The 15,588-nt window shown below is 69.0% G+C and carries 18 protein-coding genes; 8 read left to right on the forward strand and 10 right to left on the reverse strand.

The features are described 5' to 3' along the window. Positions 1 to 125 precede the first annotated feature (125 nt). On the forward strand, positions 126 to 863 hold the full coding sequence (locus tag AB0959_RS17895) for a response regulator transcription factor (protein WP_366827359.1): 738 nt from the start codon (positions 126 to 128) through the stop codon (positions 861 to 863). After that, positions 860 to 2,335: a HAMP domain-containing sensor histidine kinase gene (locus AB0959_RS17900; protein WP_366827360.1), complete on the forward strand. Its 1,476-nt coding sequence runs from the start codon at positions 860 to 862 to the stop codon at positions 2,333 to 2,335. Before AB0959_RS17895 ends, AB0959_RS17900 begins: the two co-directional genes overlap by 4 nt. A gap of 13 nt (positions 2,336 to 2,348) precedes the next feature. On the opposite strand, the gene AB0959_RS17905 is transcribed toward AB0959_RS17900, so the two are convergent. The 8 genes from AB0959_RS17905 to AB0959_RS17940 form a co-directional block, all read right to left on the reverse strand. After that, the gene (locus AB0959_RS17905; protein ID WP_366827361.1) at positions 2,349 to 2,954 is read right to left on the reverse strand and encodes a DinB family protein; all 606 of its coding nucleotides are present in this window, start codon (positions 2,952 to 2,954) and stop codon (positions 2,349 to 2,351) included. Between the two features lie 51 nt (positions 2,955 to 3,005). Next, positions 3,006 to 3,311: a DUF6247 family protein gene (locus AB0959_RS17910; protein ID WP_366827362.1), complete on the reverse strand. Its 306-nt coding sequence runs from the start codon at positions 3,309 to 3,311 to the stop codon at positions 3,006 to 3,008. Between the two features lie 109 nt (positions 3,312 to 3,420). After that, the gene (locus AB0959_RS17915; protein WP_366827363.1) at positions 3,421 to 3,819 is read right to left on the reverse strand and encodes a hypothetical protein; all 399 of its coding nucleotides are present in this window, start codon (positions 3,817 to 3,819) and stop codon (positions 3,421 to 3,423) included. Continuing rightward, positions 3,816 to 4,103: a hypothetical protein gene (locus AB0959_RS17920; RefSeq protein ID WP_366827364.1), complete on the reverse strand. Its 288-nt coding sequence runs from the start codon at positions 4,101 to 4,103 to the stop codon at positions 3,816 to 3,818. The genes AB0959_RS17915 and AB0959_RS17920 overlap by 4 nt, the downstream gene beginning before the upstream one ends. Positions 4,104 to 4,265: 162 nt before the next feature. Continuing rightward, positions 4,266 to 4,589 (reverse strand): hypothetical protein, encoded by a 324-nt coding sequence (locus tag AB0959_RS17925; protein ID WP_366827365.1) that lies wholly within the window; start codon positions 4,587 to 4,589, stop codon positions 4,266 to 4,268. After that, complete coding sequence (locus AB0959_RS17930) at positions 4,586 to 4,891, reverse strand: DUF6247 family protein (protein ID WP_366827366.1); 306 nt, start codon at positions 4,889 to 4,891, stop codon at positions 4,586 to 4,588. Before AB0959_RS17930 ends, AB0959_RS17925 begins: the two co-directional genes overlap by 4 nt. Before the next feature lie 178 nt (positions 4,892 to 5,069). Next, the gene (locus tag AB0959_RS17935; protein ID WP_366827367.1) at positions 5,070 to 5,291 is read right to left on the reverse strand and encodes a DUF397 domain-containing protein; all 222 of its coding nucleotides are present in this window, start codon (positions 5,289 to 5,291) and stop codon (positions 5,070 to 5,072) included. Then, entirely contained in the window at positions 5,288 to 6,112 is an 825-nt protein-coding gene (locus AB0959_RS17940; RefSeq protein ID WP_366827368.1) for a helix-turn-helix transcriptional regulator, read from the reverse strand. Before AB0959_RS17940 ends, AB0959_RS17935 begins: the two co-directional genes overlap by 4 nt. A 137-nt stretch (positions 6,113 to 6,249) precedes the next feature. On the opposite strand from AB0959_RS17940, the gene AB0959_RS17945 reads away from it, so the two are divergent. The 5 genes from AB0959_RS17945 to AB0959_RS17965 all read left to right on the forward strand — a co-directional run bounded on the left by AB0959_RS17945 (position 6,250) and on the right by AB0959_RS17965 (position 10,967). Further along, a complete protein-coding gene (locus AB0959_RS17945) occupies positions 6,250 to 6,537 on the forward strand; it encodes a hypothetical protein (RefSeq protein WP_366827369.1) in 288 nt (95 codons plus the stop codon). Next, entirely contained in the window at positions 6,534 to 6,866 is a 333-nt protein-coding gene (locus tag AB0959_RS17950; protein ID WP_366827370.1) for a hypothetical protein, read from the forward strand. The genes AB0959_RS17945 and AB0959_RS17950 overlap by 4 nt, the downstream gene beginning before the upstream one ends. 157 nt (positions 6,867 to 7,023) lie before the next feature. Beyond that, positions 7,024 to 7,893 (forward strand): hypothetical protein, encoded by an 870-nt coding sequence (locus AB0959_RS17955; RefSeq protein WP_366827371.1) that lies wholly within the window; start codon positions 7,024 to 7,026, stop codon positions 7,891 to 7,893. A 171-nt stretch (positions 7,894 to 8,064) separates the two neighbouring features. Then, entirely contained in the window at positions 8,065 to 10,128 is a 2,064-nt protein-coding gene (locus AB0959_RS17960) for a pectinesterase family protein (RefSeq protein WP_366827372.1), read from the forward strand. A 113-nt stretch (positions 10,129 to 10,241) separates the two neighbouring features. Next, a complete protein-coding gene (locus AB0959_RS17965) occupies positions 10,242 to 10,967 on the forward strand; it encodes a response regulator transcription factor (RefSeq protein ID WP_366827373.1) in 726 nt (241 codons plus the stop codon). Between the two features lie 73 nt (positions 10,968 to 11,040). Here AB0959_RS17965 and AB0959_RS17970 read toward each other — a convergent pair whose 3' ends face one another. Together AB0959_RS17970 and AB0959_RS17975 are read right to left on the reverse strand one after the other, a co-directional pair. Next, positions 11,041 to 12,291 carry a DUF2993 domain-containing protein gene (locus AB0959_RS17970; RefSeq protein ID WP_366827374.1) on the reverse strand — a complete coding sequence of 417 codons (1,251 nt, stop codon included), beginning with the start codon at positions 12,289 to 12,291 and terminating at the stop codon, positions 11,041 to 11,043. A gap of 139 nt (positions 12,292 to 12,430) precedes the next feature. After that, positions 12,431 to 14,239 carry a bifunctional metallophosphatase/5'-nucleotidase gene (locus AB0959_RS17975; RefSeq protein WP_366827375.1) on the reverse strand — a complete coding sequence of 603 codons (1,809 nt, stop codon included), beginning with the start codon at positions 14,237 to 14,239 and terminating at the stop codon, positions 12,431 to 12,433. A gap of 294 nt (positions 14,240 to 14,533) precedes the next feature. On the opposite strand from AB0959_RS17975, the gene mshD reads away from it, so the two are divergent. Beyond that, entirely contained in the window at positions 14,534 to 15,505 is a 972-nt protein-coding gene (gene mshD / locus AB0959_RS17980) for a mycothiol synthase (protein WP_366827376.1), read from the forward strand. The last annotated feature ends 83 nt before the right edge of the window (positions 15,506 to 15,588 follow it).

Consider the following 15,588-nt stretch of genomic DNA (forward strand, 5'->3'; position numbering starts at 1 on the left):
TCACTCGCGGCATGTACCGCACGTACCGCACGTACCGCGCCCATACCGCACGTACCGCACGACCCTCTGACGTGCGAGGCTGAAGACGCCCGCCACGTCCCACCGCACCCGAGGAACCACACACCATGAGCCCCGCCGAAGGCGACCGTGAAACCCAGCGCATCCTGATCGTCGACGACGAGCCGGCCGTGCGCGAAGCACTCCAGCGCAGCCTGGCCTTCGAGGGGTACGACACCGAGACGGCCGTGGACGGCGCCGACGCCCTGGACAAGGCGACGGCGTACCGGCCCGACCTGGTCGTCCTGGACATCCAGATGCCGCGGATGGACGGCCTGACCGCCGCCCGCCGTATCCGCGGCGCGGGTGACACGACGCCCATCCTGATGCTGACGGCCCGCGACACGGTCGGCGACCGTGTCACCGGGCTCGACGCCGGGGCCGACGACTACCTGGTCAAGCCGTTCGAGCTGGACGAGCTCTTCGCCCGCGTCCGCGCCCTGCTGCGCCGCAGCTCGTACGCGGCGGCCACGGCGGCCGGCGCGGCGGCGGAGGACGATGCGCTCACCTTCGCCGACCTTCGGATGGACCTCGCGACCCGTGAGGTCACCCGCGCGGGCCGGGCCGTGGAGCTGACCCGTACGGAGTTCACGCTGCTGGAGATGTTCCTGGCGCACCCGCGCCAGGTGCTCACCCGTGAGCAGATCCTGAAGGCGGTCTGGGGCTTCGACTTCGAGCCGAGCTCCAACTCCCTGGACGTGTACGTCATGTACCTCCGCCGCAAGACGGAGGCGGGCGGCGAACCGCGTCTCGTGCACACCGTGCGCGGGGTCGGTTATGTGCTGCGGTCGGGTGGGGCGGAGTGAGGAAGGTCCTGCGCCGCTTCCGGTCGCTCCCGCTGAGGGCGCGACTGTCGCTGCTGGTCGCGGCGGCGGTGGCGTTCGCGGTGGCGGCGGTTTCGGTGAGCTGTTGGTTCGTGGTGCAGGGGAAGTTGTACGACGAGGTGGACAACGACCTGCAGCGGGCGGCGGCAAAGCCGCAGCGGTACGACCAGGTCGAGGCCTTTCTCAGTACCTGCCCGACGGAGCCGAAGGACACGAACACCACCAACGGCCTCGTGGGGCGCGGCTCCTACTACTTCCAGCTGATCAAGGAAGACGGCACGGCTTGTGTCGACGAGAGCTCCCAGGGCACGGTCAAGGTCACGTCTCGCGACACCGACGTGATCGAGAACGCGACGAAGACGGGCAACGGACTCGCCCGCAACGGCACCGACGCGAACGGCAACGCCGTACGCGTGCTGACCACGCCTCTGTTGGTCACCGCGGGCAGCTTCTCTCCGCCGCAGATCTACCCCGGCGCCGCACTGCAGATCGCGATTCCTCTGAAGAACACCCAGAACACCCTCAACGACCTCGCTCTCCTGCTCCTCCTCGTCTCCGGCATCGGAGTCGTCGGCGCCGGAGCCACGGGCCTGTTCGTCGCCCGCGCGGCACTCCGCCCCGTCGACAAGCTCACCGACGCCGCCGAGCACATCGCCCGCACCGAGGACCTGACGATCCGCATCCCCGTGGAGGACGAGGCGGAGGACGAGATCGCGCGCCTGTCCCGCTCGTTCAACTCGATGACGGGCGCCCTGGCCAACTCCCGCGACCTGCAACAGCAACTGATCGCGGACGCGGGCCACGAACTCCGAACGCCCCTGACCTCCCTCCGCACGAACATCGAACTCCTCACCCGCAGCGAGGAGACGGGCCGCCCGATCCCCGAGGCGGACCGCAAGGCGCTGCTCGCCTCGGTCAAGGCGCAGATGACCGAGCTGGCCTCCCTGATCGGCGACCTCCAGGAGCTGTCCCGCTCCGACACCGCCCAACAGGGCGACCGCGTGCAGGTGGTGGACTTCCAGGACACGGTGGAGTCGGCCCTGCGCCGCGCCCGCCTGCGCGGACCGGAGCTGACGATCACGGCGGACCTCGACCCCTGGTTCGTACGCTCGGAACCGGCGGCCCTGGAGCGGGCGGTCGTCAACGTCCTCGACAACGCGGTGAAGTTCAGCCCCGAGCACGGCACGATCGAGGTGGCCCTGGCGGCCGGCGTCCTTACCGTCCGCGACCACGGCCCCGGCATCGCCGCCGACGAACTCCCGCACGTCTTCGACCGCTTCTGGCGCTCGCCCAGCGCGCGGGCGTTGCCGGGCTCAGGCCTGGGCCTCTCCATCGTGGCCCGCACGGTCCAGCAGTCGGGCGGCGAGGTGACCCTGACCCGGGCCGAGGGCGGCGGCACGCTGGCGACGGTACGGCTGCCGGGGGCGCCTACGCCGCCGCCGGAGGTGCCCTGAGCTTCTCCTGGCGCTACTCCTGGGCGGACGACTGCCTGGCCACACGCTCCAGTCGGCTTCGATAGCTCTCCCACCACGCCGGGTCGCCGGACGGGATGCTGTTGTTGCCCTGTTTCTCGCCCACGGCGCCGTCCATGAGTTCCCGGAGGATGTCGGCGTGCCCTGCGTGCCGGTGCGTGTCGGCGATCACGCGCACCACGGCGTGGTGCAGCGTCACTTCGTCCTTGCCGCTCGGCCACCACGGCACGTTGCCGACGGTGTCGAGCGGCAGCGCGTCGATCGTCGCGTCGGCGTGCGCCCACGCCCGGCGGTACAGCTCCACGATGTACTCGCGTGACTCGTCGGCGGTGGCCCACATGTCCGCGTTGAGCTCGGCGCCCTCGTCCAGCCAGGGCATCGGCTCACCGGACGGCCGCCCGAAGGTGTCCCCGAGATACCCCAGCTCCACGCTCGCCACGTGTTTGACCAGGCCGAGGAGGTTGGTGCCGGTCGGCGTCATCGGCCGGCGGACGTCGTACTCCGAGAGCCCGTCGAGCTTCCAGAGGAGGGCGTCGCGGGCCTCCTGGAGGTAGCGGTGGAGGTCGGCTTTGGGGTCCGGGGCGGACTTCGGTGGGGTCATGGGGTCAGTCTTGCGGGCGGGCGATCTTTGGCGCCCGCCTTTCCCCATCAGTCATTCTCCGGGCTCCAGTTTTTGCACCCGGTGGCGAATCTTCGTTGCCTCTTCGAGGAGGGCATTCGCTTCGGCGATGTCGGTGGACTCTGCTGCCCGCAGTTCGAGATCGTGCACGTGTGCGTCCAACTCGGGGTCCCGGGCCAAGGCGTACTCACCCCACCAGAAGGCCACGAACGCGGGCACAGGGCCTACGTCGTACGCATCGGCAATCGCCCGCTTCCAGTGCTTGTCGAAGTCCGGAACGAGCTCGGGCGTGTGCTCGGCGATGGCCTCACGCAGCGCCTTCGGGGTCCGCTCGGGCATGGGAGGGACCCTTGGTGGGGGTTCCGCAGCGTGGGCGGCCATGCTCGATGTGCTCCTTCGACACGTGGCGCCCATAGCGACGGACGCGTTCATGGGCCCGGCGCTTGGATCAGTAGAAGCCGAGCATGTCGGGGGAGTCGATGTCGACGGTGACCACCCCAGGCGGGAAGTTCTGCTCCCGGTCCGTGAGCAGGATCGACATTCCTGTGAACTCGGGGCGGGGCAGCGCGCAGTACAGAGCGTGGCAGGTGTCCGCGCCACCGTAGCCGTCCCGGATCATGGTGCCGACGGTGACCGACGCAGCCGTACCCAAATCGTCGACGACGATCGAGGAGAAGGCGAGCACCCGCTGTGCGGTGCCCGCGTCCTCCGACTCCGCCTGCATGAGACAGAGGGCGGGGATGCGGAGGAAGTCACCGGGCGTGTGGGCCATGTTTCCGGCGAGGAGGTTCAGCGTCTTATGCCCGTCCGCGAGGGCCCGGGTGGCACCGGTGTCGAGAATGATCACGCGGCCGTGTCCCGCGCCATACGGACCTTCTCGGCAGCGATCCGGTAGATGTTGCCGAGTACGTCGGGCGCCTGGTCGAACTCCTCGTCACTGATGTCGACGCCGATCACGTCACGAACGACCTGCCTGTCGGCCGCCACCCGCTCGGCGATCTGCTCCGCCGTGGGCTGCTGGGAGGCCAGCAGTTCGATGAGCTGCCCCAGAGTCACGCCCCGCTCTTTGGCGACCTGGGCGAGATGGTCGCGGGTCTGTCGGGACACCTGAATGGTCGTGTTTTCCGCCATGGCTCCACCATAGCCACACCACAGGCCGAAGTGACCCCAGCTTCCGCCCGCTTCACCTGATGGCGTTCGCTCCCGCCTCGCCCTTGACGCCCGCCATGAGCGCGGGCCAGGTCGAACGACTCTCCACGAGCGGAGGGATACGGCACGAGCGGAACGCACCGCTCACTGCCAGAAGACCTCGAACACCAGGATCTGCGGATCCTCAGAGCGTCGAACGAAGGTGTAGACGAGCCAGCCATTGTGGTTGTCGAAGTACAGGATGCGCGGCCCCCTGGGATCGCTGGACCTCACCGGCTCTACGCACATGGTCTCTGGGAGGTCGACATCGGCGTCGGCTCCCCTGAAATAGGGGACCTTAGCGGTGACCAACTCGGCACGAGCCTCGTCCACCATCTTCCGTACGTGCTCGGGCAGTGCGTCACGGCTGGCCAGGGCGTCGAGCCGCCAGTCCATCTGCCACGGCGGCCCCATGAACTCGTCGGTCACTCGCCGGGCTCCAGGTCCCGCGTGCTGTAGCGGATCCTCGCCACCTCGTCGAGGAGAGCCTTGGCCTCCCCAATGTCGGTTGCCTCGGCTGCCCGGTGCTGGAGATCGGTCACGTGAGCGTCGAGCTTCGGGTCACGGGCGATCGCGTACTCACACCACCAGCGGGCCATGAACGCGGGCACTGGGCCGAGGTCGTACGTGTCGCCGATCGCCCTCTTCCAGTGTTTGTCGAAGTCAGGGAGGAGGTGGGGTGCATCCTCGGCGATCGCCCTGCGCAGCGCCTTCGGAGTCCGCTCAGGCATGGGGGGAATCACCGGCTGGGATTCCGCACCGTGAGCAGCCATGATCGGTGTCCTCCCTCGACGCGCCGTTTCTACGACCATAGCCGCCTCGCACTCCTTGGATCAGTCATTCGAGTACTGGTCACAAGTTCCACCTTGACGGTGGCAAGGCGCTGAAAGTCGGGAATATCAGCGGGTGTCACCCAAAGGTGTTCCGACCCGCTTCCTTCTTGGCCGCTGCCACGAAGACAGACCAGGACGCGGCCGAGAAGACCAGCGGGCGGGCATACGGGGTCTTGCTGTCGCGGACGGGGACTATGCCGGGGTGGCCGTCGGCGACCTCGACGCAGTTCGAGGCTCCGCCGTCGCTGTAGGACGACTTGCGCCACACGGCAGTGCTCAGGTCAGTGGTCCGGTTCATGATCTGCACTCCTCCAGAAGGCGCGTGATGAACACCGTCGACTCCGCCGGAGTCAGGGCCGCATCCCGGACGAGATCGTAGGACAAACGGTAGGACAGCACCTTGTCCGGATCGTCGATCAGCTTGCCGAAGCCGTTGCCCTCCACGTAGGCAACCGGCTCCCCGACTCGCTGCCACAGCAGGATGAGGTCGCTGCTCATGAGGTCATGCACGCCAGCCGTGTAGGGCAGCACCTGAATTGCGACCGACGGCAGTTGCGCCGCGTCCAACAGATGCGACAACTGGTCCGCCCACACCTTCGCATCGGGAACCGACCGCCGCAGCGCCCCCTCGTCCAGGATCACGCGCACGTTCGGCGCCGAGTCTCGGTAGAGCAACTCCTGCCGTCCCATGCGCGCGGCCACCTGTTCCTCGACTTCATCGCCGTTGCCGGCCGTTGTCTGGGCTCCAGACAACCCTGACAACACCCTGCGGGCGTAGTCCTCGGTCTGCAACAGGCCCGGCACGCGCAGCTGGAACATCCACATGACCCGCGCCGTGGCCTCCAGCTCCATGAACGCCTTGTACTTGTCCTTGATGACCTCCTTGCGCGCCTCCCTCCACAGGCGAACCAGCAGGTCACCGCACCCGTAGAACCCGTCCAGGTCCTCCATGACCGTCACCTTGGACAGCCGCTCGCCCGCCTCCAGCCGGTACAGGTAGCTCTTGTCATAGCCGGTTTGGTCGGCCAGTTGCCCGAGCGACTTCCCCGCCTTCTCCCGCAGGTACTTGAGCGTCCGCCCCAGCGCGACCCGCCCCGACTCCCGCTCCCCGTCAACCATTTCGCCCACGTCACCCTCACCGTTGCCTGGGGCCGCAGACAACGGCGACCCCCTTCCGCAGCGTATGCCGCATCAGTGACGATCTGAGCGCGAACGGTAATCACCACTGGTCACCCACACCGCGAAAGGGCACCCCCATGCGCGTACGCATCGCCGAACTCTGCGAGTCACTCCTGATGACCGTGGTACGGATCCTGTTGCCCCCAGAAGGGCGCCACCGTGCCCTCCCCGACCAACCCCTCGACGGCGAACGGTCGTCGACCGCCGGCCACTCCCCACCCTCACTCCCCCATCCCCTCGACGTCTGGCCCTTCGAACCCGACATCAACGACCTCGTCCGCCCCTACCTCCTCACCCCGGAGGAACACCACGAGCGCAGGCTGCGGCGCCGTGCCCACGGAAACGGAATGAGGATCGCCGCGTGACATCCGCCGACGACGTCAAGCCGCTGGACCGTCTCCGCCTGCTCCCCTGGACCACCCCCGACGGCAAGCCCTGCTACCTCAGCGCCGACCACACCACCAGCACGCTCTCCCGTCTCGCCGACGACATCGAAGCGGCCCAACTCCACTCAGGCGAACAGGTTCTCGCGGGCGCCAGGGCCGTACTCCAAGACGCCGCAGCAGGGGAACGCGCCGTGCGTTTCGCGCTCACCAGGGCGGTCGAGTCACTCGGGGACGTGATCCGCATCGCTGTCGGCCGAGGTGAGCGCATCGGTGACGTGTCCGGCTGCGGGAGAGCGTGTGGTTTCTGAGAGATCTTTGATCTTCTCGTAAACCTGCCGTGAGATTCGCCGTGTTCACTACGACCTCCCCGGCGGTCGCTGCGAACGACCCTCTCCGCCGGACCTGTTACCCCCACGACAGCGTCCCAGGGTTATCCACCCCCTGTGGACAACAGGAGAGTGCACAGTGAAACGCGTACCCGGACCGAACAAGTGGGCCGGACTGAAGAAGTGGGCCGTCGCGAGCGCGACCGCGGCCCTCGCCGTCACCGGCCTCGTGGCCAACGCCGGGACCGCCCACGCGGCGGGGCCTGGCGGTGCGGCCAACGTCCGGGGCGTCGACCCCGGCAACACCGACCTGATGATCGAGCGGCTCTGCAACCAGGAGACCAGCCTGACCGGCGTCTACGGCGCCCTCAACGTCCGGACCGGTGAGTTCAAGACCAAGGACGAGTACCACCGGGACGTCTTCGGCCTGTGGAAGCCCGCGGGCGACTGGGAGCTCTTCCGCGGCTGGTGCGGCAACGTCCAGGCCTCCACCTGGTCCATCAAGGGCGAGCCCGTGCGCACGTCCCCGTGGATCGGCAACCGGGGCTCGAAGGACGACAAGGAGACCTTCGTCAGCAGCTACGGCACCAAGACGTTCGCGAAGAAGAGCGTCGGCGCCGAGATCGGCTTCTCCCTCGCCAAGAGCATCTTCTCGGGCAGCGCGGGCGGCAGCTTCACCTACGAGTGGGGCTGGGAGAAGGAGTCCCGGTTCGAGCGCCGCAGCGAGAAGACCATCCCGCCGTGCACCCAGGTCGCCGTGACGTGGACGCCGTACCAGCGCGTGGTGCGCGTGAACCCGGTCTTCTACGTCGAGGACTACCAGTGGAACAAGGGCGACGGTGACGTCACCACCCACACCTGGCGCGGCCGGGACGCCAGTTGGAAGACGATCTACTCGTACGGCTACTACATCGACGGGACCTCCGACAAGCTCCTCCCCAACGGCCAGCCCGACGGCCGTGAGGACAAGATCGAGCAGAAGCTGGACCCGAGGACCTGCAGCAGCTGATCTCCGCTTTCCTCCACGCGCCTCCGCCCAGCACCGGGCGGGGGCGCGTCACCCTTTCCGGCCTTCCGGGCTCGAAAGTTTCGGGCCCGAGGCGCGGCAACCTCCGCCGCCCCCGCGGCAACCACTCCGTGGCTCTTCCCCCCACAGCATCCGGACAGATCGGAAGAACACGTGAGTGAGACACGCAGCAAGGCCCGCCACCGCAGGCGGAGAGGTGCCCTGGTCCTCGGTGTCCCGCTGGCCCTGACCGCCGCCGGTGTGATGGCGTACGGCAACGACCTCGGAGTGTTCGGAGCCGACGCCCAGCGGACGGCCGCCGCCGCGACCACGGCCTCCCCCGCCTGGGCCGCCGACGTCGCCGACGGCTTCGCCTCCGTCAACGCCCTCGGGCAGAACGGGACCTACGGCGGGCGGGGCGGACAGACCGTCACCGTGAAGACCCTCGCCGACCTGGAGAAGTACGCCACGGCCACCGAGCCGTACGTCATCGTCGTCGCCGCGACCATCAACATGAACCCCGTCGGGAAGGAGATCAAGGTCCAGTCCGACAAGACCATCGTGGGTCAGGGGACCTCGGGGCAGATCGTCGGCGGCGGGTTCTTCCTCGGTCAGGGTGTGCACAACGTCATCATCCGCAACCTGACGATCCGTGACTCGTACCAGGGCACCTGGAACGACAAGGACCACGACTTCGACGCCATCCAGATGGACGGTGCCCACCACGTGTGGATCGACCACAACGACCTGCGGCACATGGCCGACGGGCTCATCGACAGCCGCAAGGACACCACCTACGTGACGGTGTCCTGGAACAAGCTGAGCAACAACAACAAGACCTTCGGCATCGGCTGGACCGACAACGTCACCGCCGACCTCACGATCCACCACAACTGGTTCAGCGACACCGAGCAGCGCAACCCCTCCACCGACAACGTCGCCCACGCGCACCTCTACAACAACTACCTGGAGGACGTCGCGGGGACCAGCGTCAACTCCTCCTACGGCAACTACTCGCGCGGCAGGACGAAGATGGTCCTGGAGAACAGTTACTTCCAGGGGATGAAGAACCCCGTCCAGAAGGACAGCACGGCCAGCATCGTCCAGCGCGGGAACGTCTTCTCCGGGACCAGCGGACGCAACGAGAGCGGCGGTACGGCCTTCGACCCGAAGTCGTACTACGGCTACACGCTCGACAAGGCGGCCGACATCCCGGCGCTGCTGAAGTCCGGTACGGGACCCAGGACTTCGATCGGTACGGCGAGCACGAAGGCCGCGGCCGCCACCACCCTCACCGTCGCCAAGGACGGCAGCGGCCAGTACACCAGCGTGCAGAAGGCCGTCGACGCCGTCCCCGCGAACAACGGCTCGCGCGTGGTCATCCAGGTCAAGCCCGGCACGTACCGCGAGACCGTCAAGGTGCCGTCCAACAAGCCGCACGTCACCTTCCAGGGCACCGGCGCCAGCCGCAAGGACACGGTCATCGTCTTCAACAACGCGGCGGGTACGCCGAAGCCGGGCGGGGGCACGTACGGCACCGGCGGCAGCGCGACCGTCGCCGTCGAGGCCGACGACTTCCAGGCCCGCAACCTGACCATCACCAACGACTTCGACGAGGGCGCGAACCAGAACCTCAGCGGGCACCAGGCCGTCGCCCTGCGCACCGCCGCCGACAAGGTCTTCCTCGACGGGGTCATCGTCAACGGCGACCAGGACACGCTGCTGCTCGACACCGCCGCCAAGGACAAGCTCGGCCGGGTCTACGTCACCAACTCCTACGTCACGGGCAACGTCGACTTCATCTTCGGCCGCGCCACCGCCGTGATCGACAGGTCCGTGATCACCCTGAAGAAGCGGTGGGACGGCACCTCGGCCGGCTACGTCACCGCGCCGAGCACCGCCGCGAACCGCAAGGGCATCCTCATCAACCGCACGACCGTCAACGGTGACGTGTCCGCGGGGAGCTTCTTCCTGGGCCGTAACTGGCACGCGGGCGGCGACGCCTCCCTCGACCCGCAGACCACCGTCCGCGACAGCACGCTGAGCGCCGCGATCAAGTCCACCCCGTGGTCCGACATGGGCGGCTTCTCGTGGAAGGACGACCGGTTCGCCGAGTACAAGAACACGGGCCCTGGCTCGGGTTCGGCGAGCAGCAACCGCCCGCAGCTCAGCGACTCCCAGGCGGCGGGCCAGGAGGTCGCGGACTGGCTGGGCGACTGGACGCCGACGGCCGGCTGAGCACATCGGGAAGGCCGAGGAAGCCGAGGGAACCCGAGCAGGCCGAGAAGCCTGACAGCTCACCTCCACCGGCTTCCAAGATCAAGCACAGCCTCCCGCTCCACGTTGGTCCGATGGCGACGCTGAGGACGCTGACGACGCGGAAGATCCTGCTGGCCGACGACGACGAGGCCTTGCGCGAAGGGGTCGGGAGGCTGCTCAGGTTCGAGGGCTACGAGACCGTACTCGCCGGAGACGGTCGCGCGGCCCTCGACCTGGTGGGCGTCCCGGACGGCGGCCCCGACCTGGTGCTGATGGACGTGACCATGCCGGGCCTGGACGGGCTGGCCGCGACCCGGCGGATCCGGGCCTCCGGGTCCACCGTGCCGATCATGATGCTCACGGGGCGGGACGCGGTCGGCGACCGTATCGTCGCGCTCGACAACGGCGCCGACGACTACCTCATGAAACCCTTCGCCACCGAGGAACTCCTCGCCCGGGTCAGGGCGTTACTGCGCCGCAGCCTGCCCCCGCCGCCCCTGCCGGACCCCTCCCCCGCCGACCACCTCTCCTTCGGCGGCGTCCGGATGGACCTGCGCACCCGCTCGGTCACCCGCTCCGACCTCCTCCTCGACCTCACCAGGACCGAGTACGCGCTGCTGGAGTACCTGCTGCGCCACCCGGGCGTCGTCCTGAGCCGGGCGCGCATCCTCCGGGACGTCTGGGGCTTCGACTTCGCGCCGGTGTCCAACACGCTGGACGTGTACGTGATGTACCTGCGGCGCAAGCTGGAGCAGGGCGGCAGGTCCCGGATCGTCCACACGGTGAGGGGCGTGGGCTACGCGCTGCGCGACGCGTAGCCCTCCGGGGGTACGGCCGGGCCCCTGAGAAGCGCGCACTCCCCGCGCCCGACCGGAGGGACCCGACCGGCCCTTACCGGCCGATCGCCAGCCCCGACCCACTGAGCGAAACCCGGATCCCGTCCTTCTCCACCCGCACGTCCCGCAACCGCGCCTGACCCTCCGTCGGTTTCGGCAGGCTGAAGCCGAGGGAGAGACGGTCGGCGAGGACCGGGCGGGTGAGGCCGGTGAGCGCGTCGAGGAGGGCGGGGTCGACGCCGACGAGACGCTGCAGCAGCTTGGGGTTGTCGGCGGCGACATCGATGAGGTTCAGGTTCATGGCCTGGCGGGCGAAACGGTTCGTGCCGGTCAGTTCGGCCAGCCGTGAGTCGTCCTGGAGCGCCGCCCGCACCGCCGACCGAGGAACGCCGAGACGGTCCACGATGGTCGGCACCGCCAGCAGTTCCCTCGCCCTGCCGGTCTCCTTGGCGAGCAGGGCGGCCCCCTTCGGGGTGAGGTGGAGCCCGTCGGACGGCCCGGCGCCCGGCCGGTACATCGCCAGGTCCCCGATGTCGACGCGCATCCCGTCGATGTCGGTCGCGATGCCGCGCTCGCCGTCGCGGCGGATATGGGCGTCCGCGCGGACCCTGAGGTCGTGTCCGGCCACGGGGAGCGTGCCGCGCGCCCGCACCTCGTCGCCGCCGTGCCCGGTGAACGTCACCTGGGAGGCGCCCAGTTCACGGTTCAGGTCCTCGAAGGAGAGCAGTACCTCGCCGTCCAGCTCGGGGATGGAGGCACCCCGGACGGAGGTCAGACCGTCGGTGTCGAGCATGACGTTCTTCGCGGTCGCCGAGACCTTCGCCAGCGACACCCGGTCGGCCGCCACGTCCGGCACGGTCACGGACACCGACTCCAGCCGCCTGTCGGCGAGTTGGGTGAGGAAGGGGAAGCCTTCGATGCCGACCTCGGGGGCCGCGCTCAGGTTCAGCTGCTTCTTGAGTGTCTCCCCGGCCTTGTGTTCGGCGTACAGCACCGCCCAGCGGTCGCCGAGGGCGAGGAAGGCGGTGAGCCCGACGACGAGGACGACCGCCTTCAGGGCGAGGGGCAGCCCGGCAAAACGTTTCCTCCGGCGGCGGCCGTCGCGACGGTGGTTGGGCGGACTCCAGTCCTCCTCGGCCTCGCCGTCGGATTCACGCTCGGCCTCGGCGGGTCCGGCCTCGGCGGTCCCGCCCCTGGCGGGCTCGTCCTCCTGGAGGAACTCCTCAAGCGGTCCGTCGTCCAGTGCGCCCAGCTCGTCGTAGGGGTTCGGCCGTGAATGCGTCGGTATGTCATGGGGGGTACGCATCACCTCATCCCACCACGCGGACCGACCACCCCCGCAAGTTGGTTCGGGGATAAGGGAGATAGCTCACGCGGACGGCCCCGCGCCCCACGAGGGGGTGCGGGGCCGTCCGGCACCGTCGGCGGTCAGCTCACGACCGTGATCAGCTCACGATCGTGATCCGGTTCGCCGCCGGAGGAGCGATCGGCGCGGTGGCCGACGAGTTGGCCAGCAGGTACTTCTCCAGCGCGGCGAGGTCGTCCGCGCCCACGACGTCGTTCGCTCCCTGCCCCAGCGTCGGGAAGCCGTCGCCGCCACCGGCGAGGAAGCTGTTCGTCGCGACGCGGTAGGTGGCGGCCGGGTCGATGGTGGCGCCGTTCAGCCTGATGGAGTCGGTGACCACACGGTCCGCACCGGACTTCGTCAGGTCCAGCGTGTAGGTCAGCCCGGACGAGATCTGGAGAACCTTCGGCGCGGCGGCGTTGGCCCCGCTCACCTGCTCCTTGAGCACCTGGACGAGCTGGGCGCCCGTGAAGTCCTGGAGGTTGACCGTGTTGGCGAACGGCTGGACCGCGAAGCCCTCGGCGTACGTCACCACACCGTCGCCCTCGGCGCCCTTGGCCGCGTACGTGAGCGGGGCGCGGATGCCACCCGGGTTCATCAGCGCCAGGTCGGTCTCCGGGTCGAGTTCCTTGCCGTACGCGAGCTGCGCGTCGGCGATGAGGTCACCGAGTGGGGACTCGTTGCCCGTGTTGCCGATGTCGCCCGAGAGGTAGCCGATGGCACGGTTGCCGATCGGGGCGGCGAGGGTGTTCCACTTGCTGATCAGCGCGGTCATGTCGGGGGCCTTCGGCACGTCCCGGGTGACCACGTGGTTCGCGGACTCGACGGCCGTACGGGCGATGTCACCGGTCCAGCGGTCGTACGTCAGCGTGGTGTCGGTGTAGAGACGGCCGAAGGACGCGGCCGACGTGACCATGCGCGGCTTGCCCGACGGGTCGTTGATCGTGCAGGCGTACGCGGCGTGCGTGTGGCCGGTGACCAGGGCGTCGACCTTCGGCGTGACGTTCTTGGCGATGTCGACGATCGGGCCGGAGATGCCGTCGCCGGCGCCGGGCGAGTCGCAGTCGTAGTTGTACGACGTCGAGGCGGGGAACCCGCCCTCGTGGATGAGCGCGACGACCGACTTCACGCCCTGGCGCTCCAGCACCTTGGCGTACTTGTTGATCGTCTCGACCTCGTCCTTGAACTTCAGTCCCTTGACGCCCTCGGCGGAGACGATGTCCGGCGTGCCCTCGAGGGTCACACCGATGAAGCCGACCTTGACGCCGTTCTTCTTCCACACCCAGTACGGCTTGAGGATCGGCTTGCCGGACTTCTCGTCGAGCACGTTGGCCGCGAGGTAGGGGAAGTCGGCGCCCTGGAACTTCTGGCCCCCGTAGCACCCCTCGGTGGGGTGGCACCCGCCGTTCTGCAGCCGGGCCAGTTCCTTGGCGCCCTCGTCGAACTCGTGGTTGCCGACGCTCGTCACGTCGAGGTCCAGCTTGTTCAGCGCCTCGATGGTGGGCTCGTCGTGGAAGAGACCGGAGATCAGCGGGGAGGCGCCGACCATGTCCCCACCGGCCGCGGTGACGGAGTACTTGTGACCCTCTCGCGCCTTGCGCAGATGGGTCGCCAGGTACTCGACACCACCGGCGTCGATGGTCTTGGTCGTCCCGTCCGCCTGCACCTCGGTCACCCGGCCGGAAGACCCCGCGGGCGGCTCCAGGTTCCCGTGCAGGTCGTTGAACGACAGCAGCTGCACATCCTGGTAGCGGCTCGGCTTCTGGTGCCCGGGCTTGTACGTCGTCGCCTCACCGGCCGAGGCCGGGAGCGCGGCGGCGAGAGCCCCGACAGTGGCGAGCCCGGCGGCCAGGGCCGTGATCCGGAACGTACGGCGTCTGCGGCGTTGCGCCTGGGGTGTGGCTGACATGTGCCCCCCTGAGGGTCAAAGGACAGTAAGAAACAGGCCCCGTCGGCCCGAAGCGTAGGGTCAACGCGCGTAGCGCGACAGGGGGTTCAGGGTTACGACCTGGTTGCCGTCGAGGACGATTCGCCATGAACAGGGCAAGAGGCCCGCGCTCCCGAAGGGGCGCGGGGCTGCATCAACGTGCGGCTCCGCCGCGTGGGCGCGACAAGCCACGACGAACCCGCACCCTCGACACCACCCCCACCACCCCCTCCCGACCGAGCCCCCACTCCACCCAGCGGAGCTAACCTCGTACACATGACCAGCCACGACCCCGCCCCCACCGGCGGACCCCGAAGCATCGAGAGCCTCTCCTCGCTGACCACCGGCCAGGTGGACGCCGTGCTCACCCTGCTCGCGGAGGCCGCCCGGGCCGACGGGCAGCAGGCGGTGTCCGAACAGGGTCGCCTCCAACTGCGCGGCGGCGAACGCGCGGGCGTCCGGCACCTGCTGCTCACCGTCGGAGACACCTCCGTCGCAGACACCTCCGTCACAGACACCTCCGCCGCCGACACCCTCGTCGGATACGCCCAACTGGAGGACACCGACCCGGTGGAGGCCCCGGCCGCCGAACTGGTCGTCCACCCCGCCCACCGCGGCCACGGACACGGCCGCGCCCTCGGCACCGCGCTGCTCGCCGAGTCCGGCAAGCGCCTCAGGGTGTGGGCGCACGGCGGCCACTCCGCCGCCCGGCACCTCTCGCAGGTCCTCGGCCTCACCCTGTTCCGCGAACTGCGCCAGATGCGCCGCTCGTTGGCCGACCTCGACCAGCCCGAGCCGGCGCTCCCCGAAGGCGTCACCGTCCGCACCTTCGTACCCGGCAAGGACGACGCCGCATGGCTCGCGGTGAACGCCCAGGCGTTCGCACACCACCCCGAGCAGGGCTCCCTGACCCAGCGCGACCTCGACGACCGCAAGGCGGAAGCCTGGTTCGACCCCGCCGGCTTCTTCCTGGCCGAGCGCGGCGGCGAACTGATCGGCTTCCACTGGACGAAGGTCCACGCGGCGGAGGGCCTCGGCGAGGTGTACGTCCTCGGGGTGCGCCCCGGTGCCCAGGGCGGCGGCCTCGGCAAGGCCCTCACCGGCATCGGCCTGCGCCACCTGGCCGCCCAGGGCCTGCCGACGGCCATGCTGTACGTCGACGCCGACAACAAGGCAGCGGTGAGTGTGTACGAACGGCTCGGCTTCACCACCCACGAGACGGACCTGATGTACCGCACGGAGACCTGACGGACGTCCGGCCGGAGACCTGACGGACGTCCGGCCGAGGACGCTCTCCAAAAGACCCCAAGGGGCGGCGACTTGACGCCGCC

This window comes from Streptomyces sp. NPDC046862 (assembly GCF_040704615.1).
GTDB lineage: Bacteria > Actinomycetota > Actinomycetes > Streptomycetales > Streptomycetaceae > Streptomyces.

Bases quoted from the DNA above. Each gene is read 5' to 3' on its own strand.
- AB0959_RS17970 (WP_366827374.1), bottom strand. From the start codon at position 12,291: ATGCGTACCCCCCATGACATACCGACGCATTCACGGCCGAACCCCTAC.
- AB0959_RS17975 (WP_366827375.1), bottom strand. From the start codon at position 14,239: ATGTCAGCCACACCCCAGGCGCAACGCCGCAGACGCCGTACGTTCCGG.
- AB0959_RS17945 (WP_366827369.1), top strand. From the start codon at position 6,250: ATGCGCGTACGCATCGCCGAACTCTGCGAGTCACTCCTGATGACCGTG.
- AB0959_RS17940 (WP_366827368.1), bottom strand. From the start codon at position 6,112: ATGGTTGACGGGGAGCGGGAGTCGGGGCGGGTCGCGCTGGGGCGGACG.
- AB0959_RS17895 (WP_366827359.1), top strand. From the start codon at position 126: ATGAGCCCCGCCGAAGGCGACCGTGAAACCCAGCGCATCCTGATCGTC.
- AB0959_RS17935 (WP_366827367.1), bottom strand. From the start codon at position 5,291: ATGAACCGGACCACTGACCTGAGCACTGCCGTGTGGCGCAAGTCGTCC.
- mshD (WP_366827376.1), top strand. From the start codon at position 14,534: ATGACCAGCCACGACCCCGCCCCCACCGGCGGACCCCGAAGCATCGAG.
- AB0959_RS17930 (WP_366827366.1), bottom strand. From the start codon at position 4,891: ATGCCTGAGCGGACTCCGAAGGCGCTGCGCAGGGCGATCGCCGAGGAT.
- AB0959_RS17910 (WP_366827362.1), bottom strand. From the start codon at position 3,311: ATGCCCGAGCGGACCCCGAAGGCGCTGCGTGAGGCCATCGCCGAGCAC.
- AB0959_RS17920 (WP_366827364.1), bottom strand. From the start codon at position 4,103: ATGGCGGAAAACACGACCATTCAGGTGTCCCGACAGACCCGCGACCAT.
- AB0959_RS17965 (WP_366827373.1), top strand. From the start codon at position 10,242: ATGGCGACGCTGAGGACGCTGACGACGCGGAAGATCCTGCTGGCCGAC.
- AB0959_RS17905 (WP_366827361.1), bottom strand. From the start codon at position 2,954: ATGACCCCACCGAAGTCCGCCCCGGACCCCAAAGCCGACCTCCACCGC.